Source organism: Acinetobacter sp. CAU_H_60, assembly GCF_058599385.1.
The window spans coordinates 1,579,656-1,596,011 of sequence record NZ_CM178653.1 but is presented as its reverse complement, the minus strand read 5'-3'; the positions used below and the strand labels follow the sequence as shown (position 1 = coordinate 1,596,011).

Sequence of the window (16,356 nt, the reverse complement as noted above, 5' to 3'; positions counted from 1 at the left end):
CCTCAAAAAAACCTAGAGAGTTATCAAGTATGGCTAAAAAACTAGAAGAACTTCTAGTGGAGCGTAGTATCGAAAGTCAAAACCGAATTTTGGGAAATGCAAAAATAATTTTGAAAGATTGTCTTTCGGATGATGTATATATTACAGAACTAGCAGAAAAAGCTAAAACTGAAGAAACTATAAAGTTCACTTTAGACGATCTACGAGAGCGAGTTCACAAAAACCGCGCTGAAAAATTTCGATAAGCTCAATCCGCAAATTGCGGAACAGTTTATTCTTAAGGCAGAGAAACTGATTTTGAAGTTAAGAAGTGTCCAAGTACAATAAGAACATATGTTCAAGGGATGATAAGATTACTTGTTCAAGTTAATAAGAATATGCACCGTAGAGATACCATTTATAAAAAGATGTAAAAAGACCGCAATAAAGCGGTCTTTATTTAAGTCGGAATCTTATAACTTCACCAACTCCACCCGACGATTCTTTGCCTTACCACCTTCACTTGCATTATCTGCAACAGGCTGAGTATTCCCGAAACCTTTGGCAGTTAAACGACTGCCTTCAATACCTGCTTTGGTCAGGGCAGTAACCACACTTTGCGCACGCTGATCAGACAGCTCTAAGTTATAAGCTGCATCACCGGTATTGTCGGTATGACCATAAATGCCCAGTTTTAAATCCGGGTTGTCATTTAATAAGGCAACCATCTGCTCAATTTGCGCTTGTGAGTCCGGCAAAATCTCGGCTTTATCGGTTGCAAAGTTAATCTGTACGCTGACTTTATTGTCCTGATCAAGACTTTGTTTTAGTGCACTCGAAGTCAGTGCTTTGGCAGTGACATTTAAAGGCTTGGATTCAGCCACCATCAGCGAAATATAATTGCCAGATTGGGTTAGCTGGAACCATGCGGTCTTATCTTCCTGGCGAACTACATAAGTCTTGGTCGGGTAGTTAAAAATATCACCCAGGCCAGCATAATACTGCACCTGAAAATCCTTAGGAATTTTCTCAATGATATCTTTGGGAATCTGGCTATTGGCAATTTCTACACCGCCCAAATCCTTGATCACACTCTCCAGATTACGCTGAATTTCTAAAAAATTGCCTTCTTTATATTCCGGTTTCGAGGTAATGCCTGAACTGAATAATTTGCCTTCAACCCATTCCAGTTGCTGTCCTGTCCAGAATGGAACGCGCTCAAAATTGCGCTGCTCAGTATTTTGATAGATATAACCGTCTGGCAGGGAAATATAAGGAAAGTCACCGAGTGTCGCTGTGCTGAGTGGAATTTTACTGATGTCAAAAGCTTGTGCCGGTGCCGTTTCGGCAGCTTGCGTGGTATCTTCCTGCTGGATTTCGGTTTTGGAGGTTTCTGCTTGCTCGGTTTTGCTACATGCCGCAAAAATAAAAGGCATACAAAGAATGGCAGTACGAAGGAGAGTGGAAGTCTTCATTAAATTTCCTTATTGTTCGGGCATTTTTATGGAATTTATTGTATAGAAATTCACCTGTAGTGCAAATTTTAATCAAAACCTAAATCTGAGCGGCTTTAGTATTCATAATTAAAGCCAGAGAAGAGTAATTGGTGAAGATTCCATTATCAAAAACTGTACCATAAAACCCCATTTTGATATCGTTTTGGTGCAAGTTTGATCACTCTTGGCGCATAAATATTTTAGACACATTTTGTAGCATTTATTAAGTTTCAACTAACTGTTTTAAATCAATTTTTTAATAATAAAAAACTCTTTATATTTGGCATATTTTCTGCTTTTATTTATATACCGAATTAAAAGAGGAGAGCATATTACTTGAAGAACCAGACGCAATTCTCGATCAATCCATCATGTCTAAAAATAATTACAGTACATGATTAATTTAACGGCCTCTTGGTGAATTAATTCACTCATTTTGATTCCAAATAAGCCCCATAACCGTTGATGGGGCTTTTTTTGAGCTGCATTTCTACCTTTTCTCCTCGTAATTAGCAAATTTCCCTACCTAAAACTGGCACGTTTTCTGCATTTCCCTAAGTAATACGAAATTTACATTCAGTAATACCGAGGAGATGCGCATGAATAATCAAAGCAAAAAAGCCAAGCTGCATCCATTTGCCCAATTTTTAATTGAACTTCTCAGCGTTCGCGCCGGGCTTTATGTCAAACAGGATTCACTCAAGGAAAGCAGACGTGTCTAAACCGAAATTGGCACGAATCAGTATCACCGTGCCGGAAACCACATTACAGGCCATGGATCAGAAAATTGTCGAGCAGCACTATGAAAGCCGCTCGCAGGCCATTGTCGACATGATTAACCGCCACCTGATTGATGAGCTGGTTTCTCGTGATGAAGTCATGGTCGGCACGTTGACCTTGGTCTATGACGTCAGCCTGAAACCGTTACGTTCCCAGCTGGTCGATTTGCAACAGCAATATCTGGAACAGGTAATCAGCTCGCTGCATATCCAGCTGGATGATCAGAAAGTCCTGCAAGTGATGCTGATGCAGGGTGTAAGCAGTGATTTAAAAGAAATTAGTGAGCAATTTATTGCATTAAAAGGTGTGCTGAAAGGACACCTGGAACTGATGGATGCCGTGATGCCTCCCATTCCCCAAAATACCAATAAAGGAGTATTGTCATGAATACTTTATGGACAATTCAAGACTGGCAGAACGCCTACCAACAGCAGCAGATTCAGTTACAGGATCTGATCGATTATGTAGCATCATTTCAGAATGATGATCATGCCTGGATTTCAATTGCATCTGCAGAACAATTACAAGCACAAATTGATGCCTTAACAGGAAAATCACCAGCCGAATTGCCACTCTACGGCATTCCATTCGCAGTCAAAGACAATATTGATGTTGCCGGTTTCTATACCACTGCAGCCTGTAAAGAAGCTTCTTATCTCGCAACCAGCGATGCAACGGTTGTGGCTAAATTAAAAGCTGCCGGTGCTGTTGTCGTAGGTAAAACTAACCTAGACCAGTTTGCGACTGGCCTGGTCGGTGTACGTTCACCCTACGGCGCAGTGAAAAACAGCTTTAATCCGGAATATATCAGTGGCGGTTCAAGTTCGGGTTCATCTGTAGTCGTGGCCAATGGTCAAGTGCCATTTAGCTTAGGCACGGATACCGCTGGCTCTGGCCGTGTACCGGCAGGACATAACAATATTGTTGGCTTGAAACCCACCAAAGGCTGGTTTTCCACTACGGGTCTGGTACCTGCGTGCCGCACCATTGATGTGATTTCGATTTTTGCCCTGACTGTCGATGATGCGTGGCAAGTTGCTCAAATCATGCAAGGCTATGATGCGACAGATGAATATTCACGCCAGCATCCAGCCAATGTCCCAACCCAATTTTCCAAAGGCAAAATTGCGATTCCGGCACAATTGGAATTCTATGGCGATGCTGAAACTGAAAAAGCCTTTGAATTGGCAATTGCCCGTGTCAAACAGCTTGGTTATGCAGTTGAAGCGATTGATTTCAGCATTTTCAACCAGTTGGCATCCGCACTTTATAACAAGGCTTGGGTGGCTGAACGGACCAATGCTGTTGAAAAACTGGTTTCTCGTGATGTAACGCATCCGGTGATTAACCAGATTATCAGTCAGGCAGACAACTTTAATGCTGTCGATATGATGCAGGCGGAATATGAACGAGCGCAATTGGCTCGTCAGATCAATCTAGCCTTGGCTGACTTTGATGCCTTGATGGTGCCAACGGCGCCAACCATCTACAAGATTGCTGATGTGGAAGCGGATCCATTAGTCAAAAACAGCCACATGGGCGCTTATACCAACTTTGTGAATTTTGCGGATTTATCGGCTTTGGCACTGCCTAATGCAATTCGTGCTGATGGTTTGCCAAGTGGGGTGACCTTTATTGCACCCGCCTGGATGGATCAGGCACTGGCGAACTTTGGTCAGAGTTGGCAGCAGGCAACAGCTTTAACACTGGGCACTTCGCAAAAAACTTATGAACAAACAAGCCAGATTCAGTCACAGCATGCAGTAAAACTGGCAGTCGTCGGTGCGCATCTGACTGGTATGCCATTGAACTTCCAGCTCACCACACGTGGTGGCACTTTAGTGCAAAAAACCAAAACCGCAGCCAGCTACAAACTGTTTGCACTGAAAAATACCACACCACTAAAACCAGGTTTGCAGCATCACAGTAAAGGTCAAGAAATCGAAGTGGAAGTCTGGGATATTCCGTTTGCCAACTTTGGCCAGATCGTGGCGGAAGTTCCAGCACCGCTGGGCATTGGCAATGTACAGCTGGCAGATGGCAGTTGGGTCAAAGGTTTTATCTGCGAAGGCTATGCGCTTGAAGATGCAACTGACATCAGTCATTTTGGTGGCTGGCGAGACTTTATTAAATCAAAACAACTTTCAAATACACGTTTTAAATGTAATTTCATAGGAGAAGTAGCACAATGATCAAGAAAGCCGGTTTATCTATTTCTATTCTTGGGGCAATTTTTTTAGCTGGTTGTGATAACAGTGCAAAAATACCAGAACCAAATAATGGTGCGAAAGAATCCACCACAGTTAGTACTAAACCAATTACTATTGGTTATAGTGATTACCCTGGTTGGGTAGCTTGGCAAGTGGCTATTGAAAAAGGTTGGTTAAAAGAAGCTGGAGTGAATGTAGACTTTAAATGGTTTGATTATTCATCATCCTTAAATGCATTTTCGGCAAAGCAAATTGATGCTGTAACCGTAACTAATGGTGATAATCTAGTAATAGGTGCAGGTGGTATGAGAGGTGTCATAATAATGGCAACAGACTACTCTGCCGGCAATGATGCAATTGTAGCTAAACCAGGAATTAATTCGATCCAGGATTTAAAAGGTAAGACTGTAGCATTAGAAAAAGGCTTGGTAGATCATCTTTTATTTAATACAGCTTTAGCTGATGCAAAGCTTTCACCATCTGATGTGAAAATAACGAACGCTGTAACAAATGAATTACCACAAGTATTTACCTCACAAGATGTGTCAGCAGTTGCAGTTTGGCAACCAGTAGCTAACCAAGCTCTAAAAAATGTAACAGGTTCAAAAATTATTTATAGTTCAGCCGAGAAGCCTGGACTTATATATGACACAGTTTCTGTAAATGCAGAGCATCTTGCCCAACACAAAGAAGAATGGAAAAAAATTGTTAAGGTCTGGGATAAAGTTGTTTCATACATTAATGATCCTAAAACACATGATGATGCCGTTCGGATTATGGCAAATCGTGTAGGGGTAGACCCTAAACAATATGAGCAATTTATCAGCGGCACCCATTTCCTGTCTGTGGCAGATAATAAAAACGTATTTAAAAAGTCTGAGGGATTGGAATCTATTTATGGGTCAAGCTATTATGTAAATAAATTTAATCTTGATTTTAATATCTATGAAAAAGATATTAATGTTGATAGTTTAATTACTGATGAAATTGTTAATAGTATTGAGTAAAATTTAATTTAAAAAAAACCAAACGTCAAGTTTGGTTTTTTGCTATTAATAATACCTAGTTTAAAGAAGAGAATTCTTTATTGGATTAACAATATGAACTATAAAAAAACCTGCTATAGCAGGTTTTTTTAAATATAAGATATTTAGAACCTATCAATATAACGGTCAATTTCCCATTTACTTACCGATAAATGATAGCTTTCCTATTCCATAGTTTTGTATTTAATAAACTCATCTCGTAACTATTTACCTAAAGTTTTTTCCACTAGGGGATCATCGGCGAGAGCCTGTACGGCCTCTTGTAAAGTTTGTGGTAAGAATTTGATACCTCGTGTCTGGCATTCTGCTTCGGTTAACTCATATAAGTTATCTTTGTTTGGTTTACCTGGATCAAGTTGTTGACGGATTCCTTCCAAACCTGCAGAGAGTGCAAGTGCCGCAGCCAAATATCCAAATATAGATTAACTGAGCCATCAACGTTACGGGATTTACAATGACCACCGTCATTCTGAATATGAAAAGAGTTGGTACGGTTATTAGAACCATAAGAGGTAAATACAGGCGCCCAGCTAAAATTATTCATTGCACCACGACGTACAAGACGTTTATAGCTATCCAAAACTAAGCCATTGGTTTAATTGTAAATTTTACCTCGAGTTATGCATTCTAAAATGCAAAATTGGAGTTGAGATCAAAGGCAAAAAACGAAAACCAAGGAAATTTTTAGTCATATGAAATTGCGTAAAAGTATTACTGAGTTGGTTACAGAAAAAATGCCAAAAGTGCGCTAAATTTAGTTGATCTATTAGATTAAGATTTTGATAAATATAATTATTTTCGGGTAAATAGAACAATATTGGTCGTTTGAATATTCAACCTAATTTTATTTTAAAATGGTGCAGAAAAGTTGAATTGAGCCCATTTACAAGGCATTTAAAAGCACTGTTTAAATAACTTAGAATGTTACATAGTGGAGAGAAGTAGATATAAAAAAGAATCCAGTTCAAAAAAGATGGACTGGATTCTGATAAATATCCTTAAAATTAAAGGATTAGAACATATCGCTATAACGTTCAGTTTCCCATTTGCTTACAGATAAATGATAGCTTTCCCATTCCATAGTTTTGTATTTAATAAACTCATCTCGTAACTCTTTGCCTAAAGTTTTTTCAACTAAAGGATCAGCAGCAAATGCTTGAACTGCTTCTTGTAAAGTTTGTGGTAAGAATTCGATACCACGTGCTTCACGTTCTGCATCTGTGATTTCGTATAAGTTATCCTCGTTTGGCTCACCTGGATCAAGCTTTTCACGAATCCCTTCTAAACCTGCAGCCAATACCAATGCAGAAGCTAAATATGGGTTTACCGCACCATCTACATTACGGGATTCACAACGACCACCACCACTTGGTACACGAACTGAGTTTGTACGGTTATTAGAACCATAAGAGTTAAACACAGGTGCCCAGCTAAAGTTGCTCATGGCCCCACGGCGTACTAGACGTTTGTAACTATTCACTGTTGGTGCGAATACCGCACAAAGTGCACGACCATGTTTTAAAATACCTGCAATAAATTGATAGCCAAGTGTGGTTAAGCCTATACCGCGTGGGTCATCTTTCGGGTCGCATGCAAATAGGTTTTTGCCATCTTTTAAGTCATATAAAGACATATTAAAGTGAGCAGCATTCCCTGTTTTATCTGCAAATGGTTTTGGCATCATAGTTGCCAGCAAACCTTCTTCTTCAGCAAAGTGTTTTGCCATAAATCTAAAGAAAATCAAACGGTCACAGCTAGTAAGGGCATCAGCATAGTTAAAGTCAAACTCAAATTGACCGTTAGCATCTTCGTGATCGAAAGAGTAAAGATCCCAACCCAAGTTATTGATTTGCGTTGCAACTTTATCCAACCAAGAGAAGTTGTCTACAAAAGATTGTACGTCATAGCATGGTTTGACCAATTTATCTTTTGCATGTGGCACAGTGAGGGTGCCATCTGCTAATTTTTTAAGAAGGTAAATTTCGCACTCGATGCCTAGGTTCATGCCATAGCCCATTTTTGCAGCTTCAGCCAGTTGGTTTTTAAGCGCCACACGGGTATTCAATGGGTATGGATTACCTTGGAAATAGTTATCAGCAGGAATCCACGCCAATTTTGGTTCCCAAGGAATTTGAATCGCTTTGTCCAAGTCAGGTACAGAAGTTAACTCATCATCGTTTGGAGCCTGACCTAAACCGTCAAGGGCATAACCTGTATAGCGTTCAGACCCATTTGCCATTTGGTGTAAGTGGTCGATTGGAACAACTTTGGCTTTGGGGATACCATGAATATCTACATAAGCACCGATACAGTATTTAACCCCTTTTTCAACAAGTTCATCTTTGAGTTCAGTAATTTGTTCATTTGTATACATAGTATTCACCTATTCTATTTGGTAAGAATTTTTTTCCAGTTAGGGTTATTTAGTGTTTGCAACAATATGGGGTGTCTAAAGGCGGCTCTTCTTGGCTACCTTTTAAAATCACTTGACAAAGGTCTTCGACCATCCACTCAAAGCCTTGTTTACCTTTTTCAATGCTGGCACGGCTTGGATAGCCCGTGACACCATTTTTGCTGGTATGGTTTACTGGATGAGCAAAGATTAGATTTTCAGTACGGTCAGGGTCATCAGCAACATCAAGCTTGTCGGCACGGAATAACTCTGGTGTACGAGCCATAATGACTGAGGTTTCGGCATCGTTTGCATGCCAGTCTTCTGCATCTGAAAAATGAAATTCTTTGACACGTGTGCTGATGCTGGCAGTATGGATAATACTCACCATCAAATCATCGTAACTTGCTCGTAACATCTCGAGGGCACAGCGTAGCGGGGCTGCATTCGTTACATGGGCATTAACAATAAATAAACGTCGAACACCACCAGCGTATGCCCAATCTCCAATTTGTTTGACAAATTCGATTAAAGTAATAGGTTGGATGGCAATTGTTCCTGGCCAATGTTTACTATGCCCAATAGAGCAACCATATGGCAGGGTAGGTAGCATAGGGACTTTGGTACGCTTAGAAACTTCCTTGCATACAATATCGGCGATAACAGTATCTACGCCACAGCCTAAATGTGGACCATGCTGTTCAGTTGCACCTACAGGCAAGATCGCTGAATAATTCACAGCTTTTAAAACTTCAGGAATTTCTTCCCAGGTTAATTCAGACCAAAGCATTATAATCTCACGATATAAGGTAGGCCGTCATACGGCATTATTTTAGTAATACGAATATTTAAAAAAGTATTACTGATATTTATAATGCAACTACTATGCCATTATTTAAAATCAGTGGAATATATATGTTTTCTTTATTGTTAAGTGTATTAATGGTAGTTTTTATGATTTTAAAATTTATTTTCTTATTAAATGGTGCACTTTATAAATAAAACCGCACTATTAATAGCCAAAATAAAAAGGCTAATATAAATTAGTCTTAAAATCTTATAATGTTAGTTTTATTTAATATTGTTAAATTTAATAAAATGATAATTATGTAATAGATATTTCTGTATCAATAGATATAAAAAAGCCATATTCCTCCTTATAACACCCGTTCTGCATGAGGGAGCAGGTGATTCTGTTCTGCGCTCATCCACTGTTCAGCTTCTGCAGTCGTGGTAGTCGTGTGCTGAAACTCATATTCAGGTTGGTAGATATCAATCTCAAAAATCAGATCAATTGCGCGGCCCTCAACTTCTACATGCTGGACCAGATGGGTTACATCCAGAATTTCAAAATTGTCCAGGTCAAAGGCATTGCCTGTTTCACCGGTACGGGTGCTGTAGGTTTTACTGAAACCTTGAGTGCCAATAGAGACTTCAAAGCTTTGTAATAGATCAAATGAAGTAGTATCGGCTGACTGGATAGCGAGTTCTGCAACCTGAGTTTGTACTTCTGGCAAGCGGGTGAGGGCATAAGCAATATGATCATCACAGATAATCAAACCGCCATCCATTTGCAGCTTTGCGCCTGATTGGACATCTAATGCAGATTCTAGGCGTAGACCTAAGAACAGACCTTTCTTCACTTGCTGACGCCAGTCTTCTACATAGACATTGCTTGGTGAAAATTCCAGAATGCAGTTCCCGATCGCATGCAGTTTTGCGGGTTCAGGCCATTGCACATGGTTCTGGTAATTGGCGTAGTCTTCTACTTCCCAGGACAAGAGCTGTGTTGCATTATCCCATACCGTATTGCCAATCCAGCCCTGACGTTCTGTCACCGGGGTGTCATTCTGACTTTTCAGTCGTAGATCAATAGTAAAACTGCGTGACTGGAACCAGTACACAATGGTGTTTTGGTCGGTCAGGCCATTAAAGAAACTGATGCTTTTCCTGCGAAATGCCCCATATAAAAAGCTCGGAACAACTTCAGGTTGAGCAGTGGTTGGCGTTAAGGTTTTTATGGCTTCTAACAGGTTCATGATGTCGCCTCCGCTTTTTCATTTAAGCCAAAGGAAGACAGCGGAACGGCATTTTTTAGGACCAGCTCACCATTGGCAATTCGCTGTTTTAAATACTGGAACGTTTGTGCGGTCTGGTTAAACAGGTGTTCACCACCAATCAAAGGTTTATATTTGGAATCATCAGTTTGTACTACCGGTTCAATCACGGTGTCATAGTTGCAGGCACAGAACAGCGGGAAGGAGTAACGTTCTTCGGATACTTTTTTTACGCGGTGTTTGGTTGCCAGGTATTTGCCATTGGACAGGATTTCCATCATGTCCCCAATGTTCATCACTAGCGTATTTTCAATCAATGGAATATCAATCCATTCACCGGCTTTGTTCAGCACCTGCAAACCTGGCGCAGTTGGTAATAGCAAGGTAAAGCATTCATAGTCGGTATGTGCGCCGATGCCTTCGGCATCTTTGATATCCGGATTGTACGGATAATGAATCAGGCGCAATTGACTTGGCGCATCATTAATTTTATCGGCAAAGAAATCTTCTTTGACACAGAGAGCCAGGGCAAAAGCAGAAAAAATCTGTTCGCTGATGGTGCGCAAGTGGCCGTAATATTGGCTGACAATGGCTTTAAAATTCGGATATGCAGGCCATAAGGTTGGGCCTAGCAATGGGCAGTCTGTTCTGGAACCCTGATAGTCATAATTCACATCGTAGGCTTCTTTGAGGTCATAACTGTTGCCCGCGAACTGTTCTTCACCAATTGGCACATAACCGCTATGGTTACTGGATTTGCCAATATAGTGCTGCATTTTTGTGTCCAGATTCTGCTCGAAATAGGATTTGGCCAGTTCAACCAGTGACTTGGCATAATCAAAATTAAACTGATCCCCTTTAAGATAAAGGAATCCGACATCTTTACAGGCCTGGTCTAAAGCTGCCGCAACTTCAAGACGATCGGCCAGATGTGGACTTTGCATTTTAGAAATATCGACGAGTGGGAGTACGTATTGGTCTTGCATTGCAATCACCTTATTGTTGGTCGTCCAACACAGCGACTAAAACCTTTGGGTCGTCCCAAAGGCTCTTTAAAACGGATTATTTGCTCGTGCTGACTTTGGTCAAGCGTGGAATCTCTGGAAGATCGGCCAGTGCAGGATCCAGTTCATCTTCTTGAGCGTGTACCAGATGATTGACGTGCTCGCGAAGCTGTTTAAATTTCGGAGTCAGCATCAGATCTGGATGGCGTGGACGTGGTAAATCCACTTCAATAATTTCCTTGATTTCACCTGGATTGGCTTTCAGCGCCACAATCCGGTCTGCCAGCAAGATGGCTTCATCCATATCGTGGGTCACGAAAATGATGGTAATGTCGATGTTTTGCCACAGATCCATCAGGTGACGCTGCATTTTTTGGCGCGTATGCGGATCCAGTGCACCAAAAGGTTCATCCATCAGCAACACTTTCGGTTCATTGACCAAAGCGCGGGCAATCGCCACACGTTGTTTCATTCCGCCTGAAAGTTGATGCGGATACTGATCCTGATATTTTTCCAGACCAATGATATTGATCCATTCACGTGCCTGCGCTTCAGCAGAAGCATTACTTTGGCCTTTCATTTTCGGGCCAAACATAATGTTTTCTTTCACAGTCTTCCATGGGAACAGGGTATAGCCCTGAAACACCATGCCGCGTTCTGGGCTTGGGCCAGTAATCGGCTTGCCATCCACCAGAATTTCACCGCTGGTATAAGGATCAAGTCCAGCAACAACGCGGCTAAAGGTGGATTTACCGCAACCCGATGGACCAATCACACAGATAAACTCACGTTTATGAATTTTCAGGTCAATGCCATTTAAAATGGTGCGTTCAGTTTTGCCATGCTTGAAGGATTGAGTGAGCTGTTTGGCTTCCAGGATGACCGGACGGCTATAAATCTTGTCAAAGTATTCGCGGGTATTAAATTCAGAGTTTTGCATCAGTTGGCTCCCGGTTTCCATTTAAATAAGCGTTGTCCCAATTTCATTAAAATCACATCACAGAGCAGACCAATTACCCCAATGATCAGGATCGCTGCAAAGACATTGTCAAAATTCTGATAACGGGCCTGCTGGGTAATAAACCAAGTAATACCGGAAGTGCTACCGATCAGTTCAGCCACGATTAGGTAAGTCCATGCCCAGCCGAGCAGTACACGCAGGTTACGGTAAATTTCAGGAAGGGCTGCTGGAATGACCACATGAAACAGGCTTTTTAATTTATTGGTGCCTAAGGTAAAACCGGCTTCAATCAGACTGCGATCCACCAGTCGTGTGGTATTGGCAATGATCAGAATTTGCTGGAACAAGGTACCAATCACGATGATGGCAATTTTTGGTGCATCATTGATGCCTAAAATAGCCACTGCAAGTGCGCCAAAAGCTGGGGCAGGCAAATAACGGAAGAATTCTACAAATGGTTCAGTGAGTTGCGACAGCTTATTGGAGAAGCCACACAAAATGCCAAGTGGTACGCCCACAATCGAAGACAGGATAAAGGCAGTAAATACCAACTTGATACTGTGCCACAAGCTTTCATGGAACCAAGGGGCATTGTCTTGCAGCGGTGGAGTGGTAAAGGCAGTCACTAATGCTTTCGCCACTTCATGTGGAGCAGGCAAGTAAATCGGATTGACCAGTTTGCCTTGTGGTGGTGTCAGGCCATTGTCGACCGCATTTTGTGCTTCCTGATAGAAAATGGCTTTTTCGACACGGCTGCCTTCCTGTAAAAAGGTCACGCTGCCCGAGTCAGTAATCTGGACTTGTGGATGCCATACGAATGGCAGATAGCTCACCGCACACCAGATCAGAATGGGTATTAAAAATGAACCCAAACCGAACAGGACTTTTTGTTTTTGACTCAGTTCACGAGCGATATAACTCATCGTGGCTGCCCCCAATATTACAATTTTTATAAAACGTAATACTCTTAAGCAAAATGGATGCCATGATGCACAAGCTCATTTTTTCTACTCAGACATTTTTTTAATATTTATTTTTTTATAAGAAACTACTTATTGATTACTTGTTGTTACCTAGTAGTTACATAAGAAAACTTAAAACCATTTAATCTAGTCTTTATTGATTAAAAATTAGTCAAAATTATTTCATATTTTTACATCTGTTTCATTAGAGCTTTTCAGCCTTTAGGGTAATGTCCTGTCTTAAATCATTGAAAAATAAAAAGGGGAGAAATGCTAGAATTTAAAAATCACATTGTACACGGCGCAATTTTCGATATGGATGGCACAATGTTTGATACCGAGCGTTTACGCTTTCAGACATTGCAGCAGGCTTCACTCGAGCTGATTGGCGTCGAATTTTCTAAAGACTATCTGATGCAATGTCTGGGTCTCAGTGCCCGAAGTGCCGAGCAGCTGGCCAAAGAGCGTTATGGACAAGATGTTCCTTATGCCGAGATCCGCCAGCGTGCTGATGTACTGGAACTAGAACATGTACGCAATTATGGTGTTCCAATTAAAAAAGGTTTATTACAGGTGTTGGAACGCCTACGCAAGGCAGGCCTAAAAATGGCTGTGGCGACTTCGAGTCGACGTGCGATCGCAGAAGAATATCTGATCAATGCCAATGTCTATAAATTTTTTGATGTGCTGGTGTGTGGCGATGAGATTAAACAGGGGAAACCTCATCCAGAAATTTTTATCAGCGCAGCCGAAAAAATCAATTTAAGTCCGGCTCAATGCCTGATGTTTGAAGATTCTGAAAATGGCCTGCGATCTGCTTATGATGCAGGTGGTATGACGGTACTTTTCAAAGACATTAAAACGCCGAATGAATCGATGCTGGCACAAGCCCAGTATTATTATGAAACGATGGAAGATTTTCTGACAGACCTGAACCAGTTTGTTCCGATTCTGGAAATGCCAGAACTTGAGACGGCATTTCCGCAAACGCTGAATCAGTTAACAGTTGGGATTCACGGCTTCGGTGCAATTGGCGGTGGTTATCTGGCTCAGGTGTTATCACACTGGGATGGCTATACGCGTCCACGCAAAATTATTGCCTCGACCCGTAATCCACTCTATCAGTCTGCCGTAAATGCATTTGGCACCTATTGCATTCGTTATGGTCAGAACTCTTTTGACCAGCGTATTGAGAATATGAGTGTGATTGATGCGCATGATCTGGAGCAAATGCAGAACATGTATATTGAATCCAGTCTGGTCGCAGTCTGTGTCCCTGAGGAAGCGCTGGTTTCTGAAGCAGAGGTGATTGCACAGGGTTTATATGCGCGATACCTGGCTTATGAGCAACAGGAGCAGCCGCTGACGCTGTTAATTATCCTGAATAAAATCGGAGCCAAACAGCTGGTGATGCAGCAGATTCTGAGCCGTCTGCAACAGATTACGGATGAACAGACAGCGCAGCACATTATGGATCAGCATTATTTCTGTGACACAGTGGTGAACCGTATGGTATCCAAACTGTCCGACCAGAAACTGTATCGTCAGCTGCGCATTAAATACAACATGTTCAAGCAGTATCAGCTGGATGAAGACCTGTCCGTAGTGGATCTGGATGATTCTACAGCCCTGAATGCAGAGCAGGAACATCAGGCGGGCTTATATATTGAAGACCTGCGCCGTAATTTCCAGCCAAGTCATATTCTGCAGTCGATGGACCTGATTCTATTTAATGCCGAAACGGATATGCCAATCTATGTAGAAAATAACAGTCCATTATTGGCTAAAATGCGCCAAATGATTCTGGTAGATGATATTGCCAATATCCAGCTGATTAAAAACCGCTTATGGAATGGTGTGCATGCGATGATGGCCTGGTATGCCAGCCTGCGCGGTCATCAGACCATTGGCGTGGCCATGTCAGATCATGCGGTCAGAAAATTCATGCAGCAGGCTTTAGCGCAGGTGAAGCATAGTCTCTGCTACCAGATTCCTAAGCATGCTTCAGATCTGGAACGTCTGGCGCAAAGTTTTACTGAATCCTGTGCCTATGCTTATCAGGATCCATGTGCACGTGTAGGGCGAGAACCTCTAAGAAAGCTGGAACACAATGAACGGGTTATGGGTTCATTATCGACCTTGCTTAAATATAGCTTGCCATTTGATGTGGTTTTAAAAGGCGCAGTGTTGGGTTATATCTATGCTCTGGAACAGGGTGAATGCGAGCAGCAGGAACTGTTGATGCATTTACAGATCCAGTTAAGACATATGGCATTAGAACCGCAGCTATATGAGACCTTGTATGATGAAATGTCACAATTCATCAATCAGATGATTGCTGGAAAATTGTCCTTACAAAAATTCATGCAACTGGATTTGCAGCAAGCGCTCAGCTAAATATCAGCAGTAAATAAAAAACCCAGAAATTTCTGGGTTTTTTATTGGAAGTTTATAAATTTATAATTTATACAGTCGTGGATTCTTGCTGATAAATACAGGATTGGGCAATCTGTCGCTGATCATCTGCAGACAGATCAATATTTTCCCATTTTTCCATCTGCCCCAATAACCAGATAAAATCGGTGAATTGAGGCTCAACATTTTCACCTGCAAGGTTACGGATAATATTCTGAATCTTATGGAAGTCATAAACGTGTCGGGAAGCTGAACATTCAAACTGGATAATCTGATAATCCATCAGCATGTCCCAGACTTCAGAAAGATTGGTAGTATGCTTTAAATCTATCTGGGCTTTTTTTACAGCAGCGACTAAGGCCTCTACAGTCAGTGGATGCAACTCGCCCCATTCCTGAGTTATTGCCAACACTTTGTCTGCCACTTTAGGAATGACATTCTGACTAGCTGCAACAATCAGGCTATAACCTTCAAGCTTGGCCTGAATATTCCATGGCTCACCCACACAAAAACCATCAAAAATCTGTGCTGCAATTCCTTTAACCATCAAAGGGGGTGGTGAGGTCTTGAGCAATATATTTTTGGCATATTGCGGATCACTTAAGGCCAGCCATTCTCTTAAACAGTAATGATGAATGGAGTATTTATAAACATGTGCCAGGCCTACTTTGTGTTGCTGCTTTAAGGCACTGACCAGCTTTTGTGACGTGATCCGTTCATTATCTTCAGGCTGAATGCCGAGTTCATAGCAGAGATCCTGTCTTAAACTGATAAATGCCTGATTGATACTGAGTACTAATGGAGTCTGCAAAGCGACTTGTAACTGGTCTGCGCCCAAAGCAGCCGCGGGAAGCATGGCAGATAGGCAATGGGCAGCATCCAGAAAGCCATAGGCCAGACGGTCGCGTAAGCTGGACCAGGATGCTTCACGGATCAGATTTACCTTTAAACCCTGTTCAGTAAAATAACCTTGACGCTCCGCCCAGAGAATGGCAACACAATCAAGCAGTGGAATATAGCCAATATTGAGTTCTGTTTTTTCTAATGTTGTCAT

The 16,356-nt window shown here is 41.6% G+C and carries 16 protein-coding genes; 6 read left to right on the top strand and 10 right to left on the bottom strand.

Annotated features, from left to right (window positions below):
- The first annotated feature begins 29 nt into the window (after positions 1-29).
- Complete coding sequence (locus tag AC4MBN_RS07390) at positions 30-245, top strand: hypothetical protein (RefSeq protein ID WP_491880059.1); 216 nt, start codon at positions 30-32, stop codon at positions 243-245.
- Between the two features lie 207 nt (positions 246-452).
- Here the strand turns inward: AC4MBN_RS07390 and AC4MBN_RS07385 are convergent, their stop codons facing one another.
- Positions 453-1,454, bottom strand: a complete 1,002-nt coding sequence (locus AC4MBN_RS07385) for an OmpA family protein (RefSeq protein ID WP_491880058.1) — start codon at positions 1,452-1,454, stop codon at positions 453-455.
- Between the two features lie 620 nt (positions 1,455-2,074).
- On the opposite strand from AC4MBN_RS07385, the gene AC4MBN_RS07380 reads away from it, so the two are divergent.
- The 4 genes from AC4MBN_RS07380 to AC4MBN_RS07365 are packed head-to-tail and all read left to right on the top strand — an operon-like array spanning position 2,075 to position 5,472.
- Positions 2,075-2,197 carry a hypothetical protein gene (locus AC4MBN_RS07380; protein ID WP_257225439.1) on the top strand — a complete coding sequence of 41 codons (123 nt, stop codon included), beginning with the start codon at positions 2,075-2,077 and terminating at the stop codon, positions 2,195-2,197.
- Positions 2,190-2,642 carry a CopG family ribbon-helix-helix protein gene (locus AC4MBN_RS07375; RefSeq protein ID WP_099339103.1) on the top strand — a complete coding sequence of 151 codons (453 nt, stop codon included), beginning with the start codon at positions 2,190-2,192 and terminating at the stop codon, positions 2,640-2,642. Before AC4MBN_RS07380 ends, AC4MBN_RS07375 begins: the two co-directional genes overlap by 8 nt.
- The gene (gene atzF, locus AC4MBN_RS07370) at positions 2,639-4,447 is read left to right on the top strand and encodes an allophanate hydrolase (RefSeq protein ID WP_491880057.1); all 1,809 of its coding nucleotides are present in this window, start codon (positions 2,639-2,641) and stop codon (positions 4,445-4,447) included. Before AC4MBN_RS07375 ends, atzF begins: the two co-directional genes overlap by 4 nt.
- Entirely contained in the window at positions 4,444-5,472 is a 1,029-nt protein-coding gene (locus AC4MBN_RS07365; RefSeq protein ID WP_180137891.1) for an ABC transporter substrate-binding protein, read from the top strand. The genes atzF and AC4MBN_RS07365 overlap by 4 nt, the downstream gene beginning before the upstream one ends.
- Before the next feature lie 242 nt (positions 5,473-5,714).
- Here the strand turns inward: AC4MBN_RS07365 and AC4MBN_RS07360 are convergent, their stop codons facing one another.
- The 8 genes from AC4MBN_RS07360 to AC4MBN_RS07325 all read right to left on the bottom strand — a co-directional run bounded on the left by AC4MBN_RS07360 (position 5,715) and on the right by AC4MBN_RS07325 (position 12,848).
- A complete protein-coding gene (locus tag AC4MBN_RS07360) occupies positions 5,715-5,918 on the bottom strand; it encodes a hypothetical protein (RefSeq protein WP_347473908.1) in 204 nt (67 codons plus the stop codon).
- Positions 5,825-6,055 (bottom strand): hypothetical protein, encoded by a 231-nt coding sequence (locus AC4MBN_RS07355; RefSeq protein WP_404798907.1) that lies wholly within the window; start codon positions 6,053-6,055, stop codon positions 5,825-5,827. Before AC4MBN_RS07355 ends, AC4MBN_RS07360 begins: the two co-directional genes overlap by 94 nt.
- Positions 6,056-6,523: 468 nt before the next feature.
- A complete protein-coding gene (gene glnT, locus AC4MBN_RS07350; protein WP_200228548.1) occupies positions 6,524-7,885 on the bottom strand; it encodes a type III glutamate--ammonia ligase in 1,362 nt (453 codons plus the stop codon).
- A gap of 49 nt (positions 7,886-7,934) precedes the next feature.
- Complete coding sequence (locus AC4MBN_RS07345) at positions 7,935-8,693, bottom strand: creatininase family protein (protein ID WP_347473907.1); 759 nt, start codon at positions 8,691-8,693, stop codon at positions 7,935-7,937.
- A 367-nt stretch (positions 8,694-9,060) separates the two neighbouring features.
- A complete protein-coding gene (locus AC4MBN_RS07340; RefSeq protein ID WP_347473906.1) occupies positions 9,061-9,942 on the bottom strand; it encodes a hypothetical protein in 882 nt (293 codons plus the stop codon).
- On the bottom strand, positions 9,939-10,946 hold the full coding sequence (locus AC4MBN_RS07335; protein WP_491880056.1) for an isopenicillin N synthase family dioxygenase: 1,008 nt from the start codon (positions 10,944-10,946) through the stop codon (positions 9,939-9,941). Before AC4MBN_RS07335 ends, AC4MBN_RS07340 begins: the two co-directional genes overlap by 4 nt.
- Before the next feature lie 76 nt (positions 10,947-11,022).
- On the bottom strand, positions 11,023-11,904 hold the full coding sequence (locus AC4MBN_RS07330) for an ABC transporter ATP-binding protein (protein WP_419364358.1): 882 nt from the start codon (positions 11,902-11,904) through the stop codon (positions 11,023-11,025).
- On the bottom strand, positions 11,904-12,848 hold the full coding sequence (locus AC4MBN_RS07325; RefSeq protein ID WP_491880055.1) for an ABC transporter permease: 945 nt from the start codon (positions 12,846-12,848) through the stop codon (positions 11,904-11,906). The genes AC4MBN_RS07330 and AC4MBN_RS07325 overlap by 1 nt, the downstream gene beginning before the upstream one ends.
- Before the next feature lie 309 nt (positions 12,849-13,157).
- Between AC4MBN_RS07325 and mtlD the strand changes: the two genes are divergently transcribed.
- On the top strand, positions 13,158-15,284 hold the full coding sequence (mtlD, locus tag AC4MBN_RS07320) for a bifunctional mannitol-1-phosphate dehydrogenase/phosphatase (protein ID WP_491880054.1): 2,127 nt from the start codon (positions 13,158-13,160) through the stop codon (positions 15,282-15,284).
- A 67-nt stretch (positions 15,285-15,351) separates the two neighbouring features.
- On the opposite strand, the gene AC4MBN_RS07315 is transcribed toward mtlD, so the two are convergent.
- Complete coding sequence (locus tag AC4MBN_RS07315; RefSeq protein WP_491880053.1) at positions 15,352-16,356, bottom strand: ABC transporter substrate-binding protein; 1,005 nt, start codon at positions 16,354-16,356, stop codon at positions 15,352-15,354.

Bases quoted from the DNA above. Each gene is read 5' to 3' on its own strand.
- AC4MBN_RS07390 (WP_491880059.1), top strand. From the start codon at position 30: ATGGCTAAAAAACTAGAAGAACTTCTAGTGGAGCGTAGTATCGAAAGT.
- AC4MBN_RS07385 (WP_491880058.1), bottom strand. From the start codon at position 1,454: ATGAAGACTTCCACTCTCCTTCGTACTGCCATTCTTTGTATGCCTTTT.
- AC4MBN_RS07380 (WP_257225439.1), top strand. From the start codon at position 2,075: ATGAATAATCAAAGCAAAAAAGCCAAGCTGCATCCATTTGCCCAATTT.
- atzF (WP_491880057.1), top strand. From the start codon at position 2,639: ATGAATACTTTATGGACAATTCAAGACTGGCAGAACGCCTACCAACAG.
- AC4MBN_RS07365 (WP_180137891.1), top strand. From the start codon at position 4,444: ATGATCAAGAAAGCCGGTTTATCTATTTCTATTCTTGGGGCAATTTTT.
- AC4MBN_RS07355 (WP_404798907.1), bottom strand. From the start codon at position 6,055: ATGAATAATTTTAGCTGGGCGCCTGTATTTACCTCTTATGGTTCTAAT.
- glnT (WP_200228548.1), bottom strand. From the start codon at position 7,885: ATGTATACAAATGAACAAATTACTGAACTCAAAGATGAACTTGTTGAA.
- AC4MBN_RS07345 (WP_347473907.1), bottom strand. From the start codon at position 8,693: ATGCTTTGGTCTGAATTAACCTGGGAAGAAATTCCTGAAGTTTTAAAA.
- AC4MBN_RS07340 (WP_347473906.1), bottom strand. From the start codon at position 9,942: ATGAACCTGTTAGAAGCCATAAAAACCTTAACGCCAACCACTGCTCAA.
- AC4MBN_RS07335 (WP_491880056.1), bottom strand. From the start codon at position 10,946: ATGCAAGACCAATACGTACTCCCACTCGTCGATATTTCTAAAATGCAA.
- AC4MBN_RS07330 (WP_419364358.1), bottom strand. From the start codon at position 11,904: ATGCAAAACTCTGAATTTAATACCCGCGAATACTTTGACAAGATTTAT.
- AC4MBN_RS07325 (WP_491880055.1), bottom strand. From the start codon at position 12,848: ATGAGTTATATCGCTCGTGAACTGAGTCAAAAACAAAAAGTCCTGTTC.
- mtlD (WP_491880054.1), top strand. From the start codon at position 13,158: ATGCTAGAATTTAAAAATCACATTGTACACGGCGCAATTTTCGATATG.
- AC4MBN_RS07315 (WP_491880053.1), bottom strand. From the start codon at position 16,356: ATGACAACATTAGAAAAAACAGAACTCAATATTGGCTATATTCCACTG.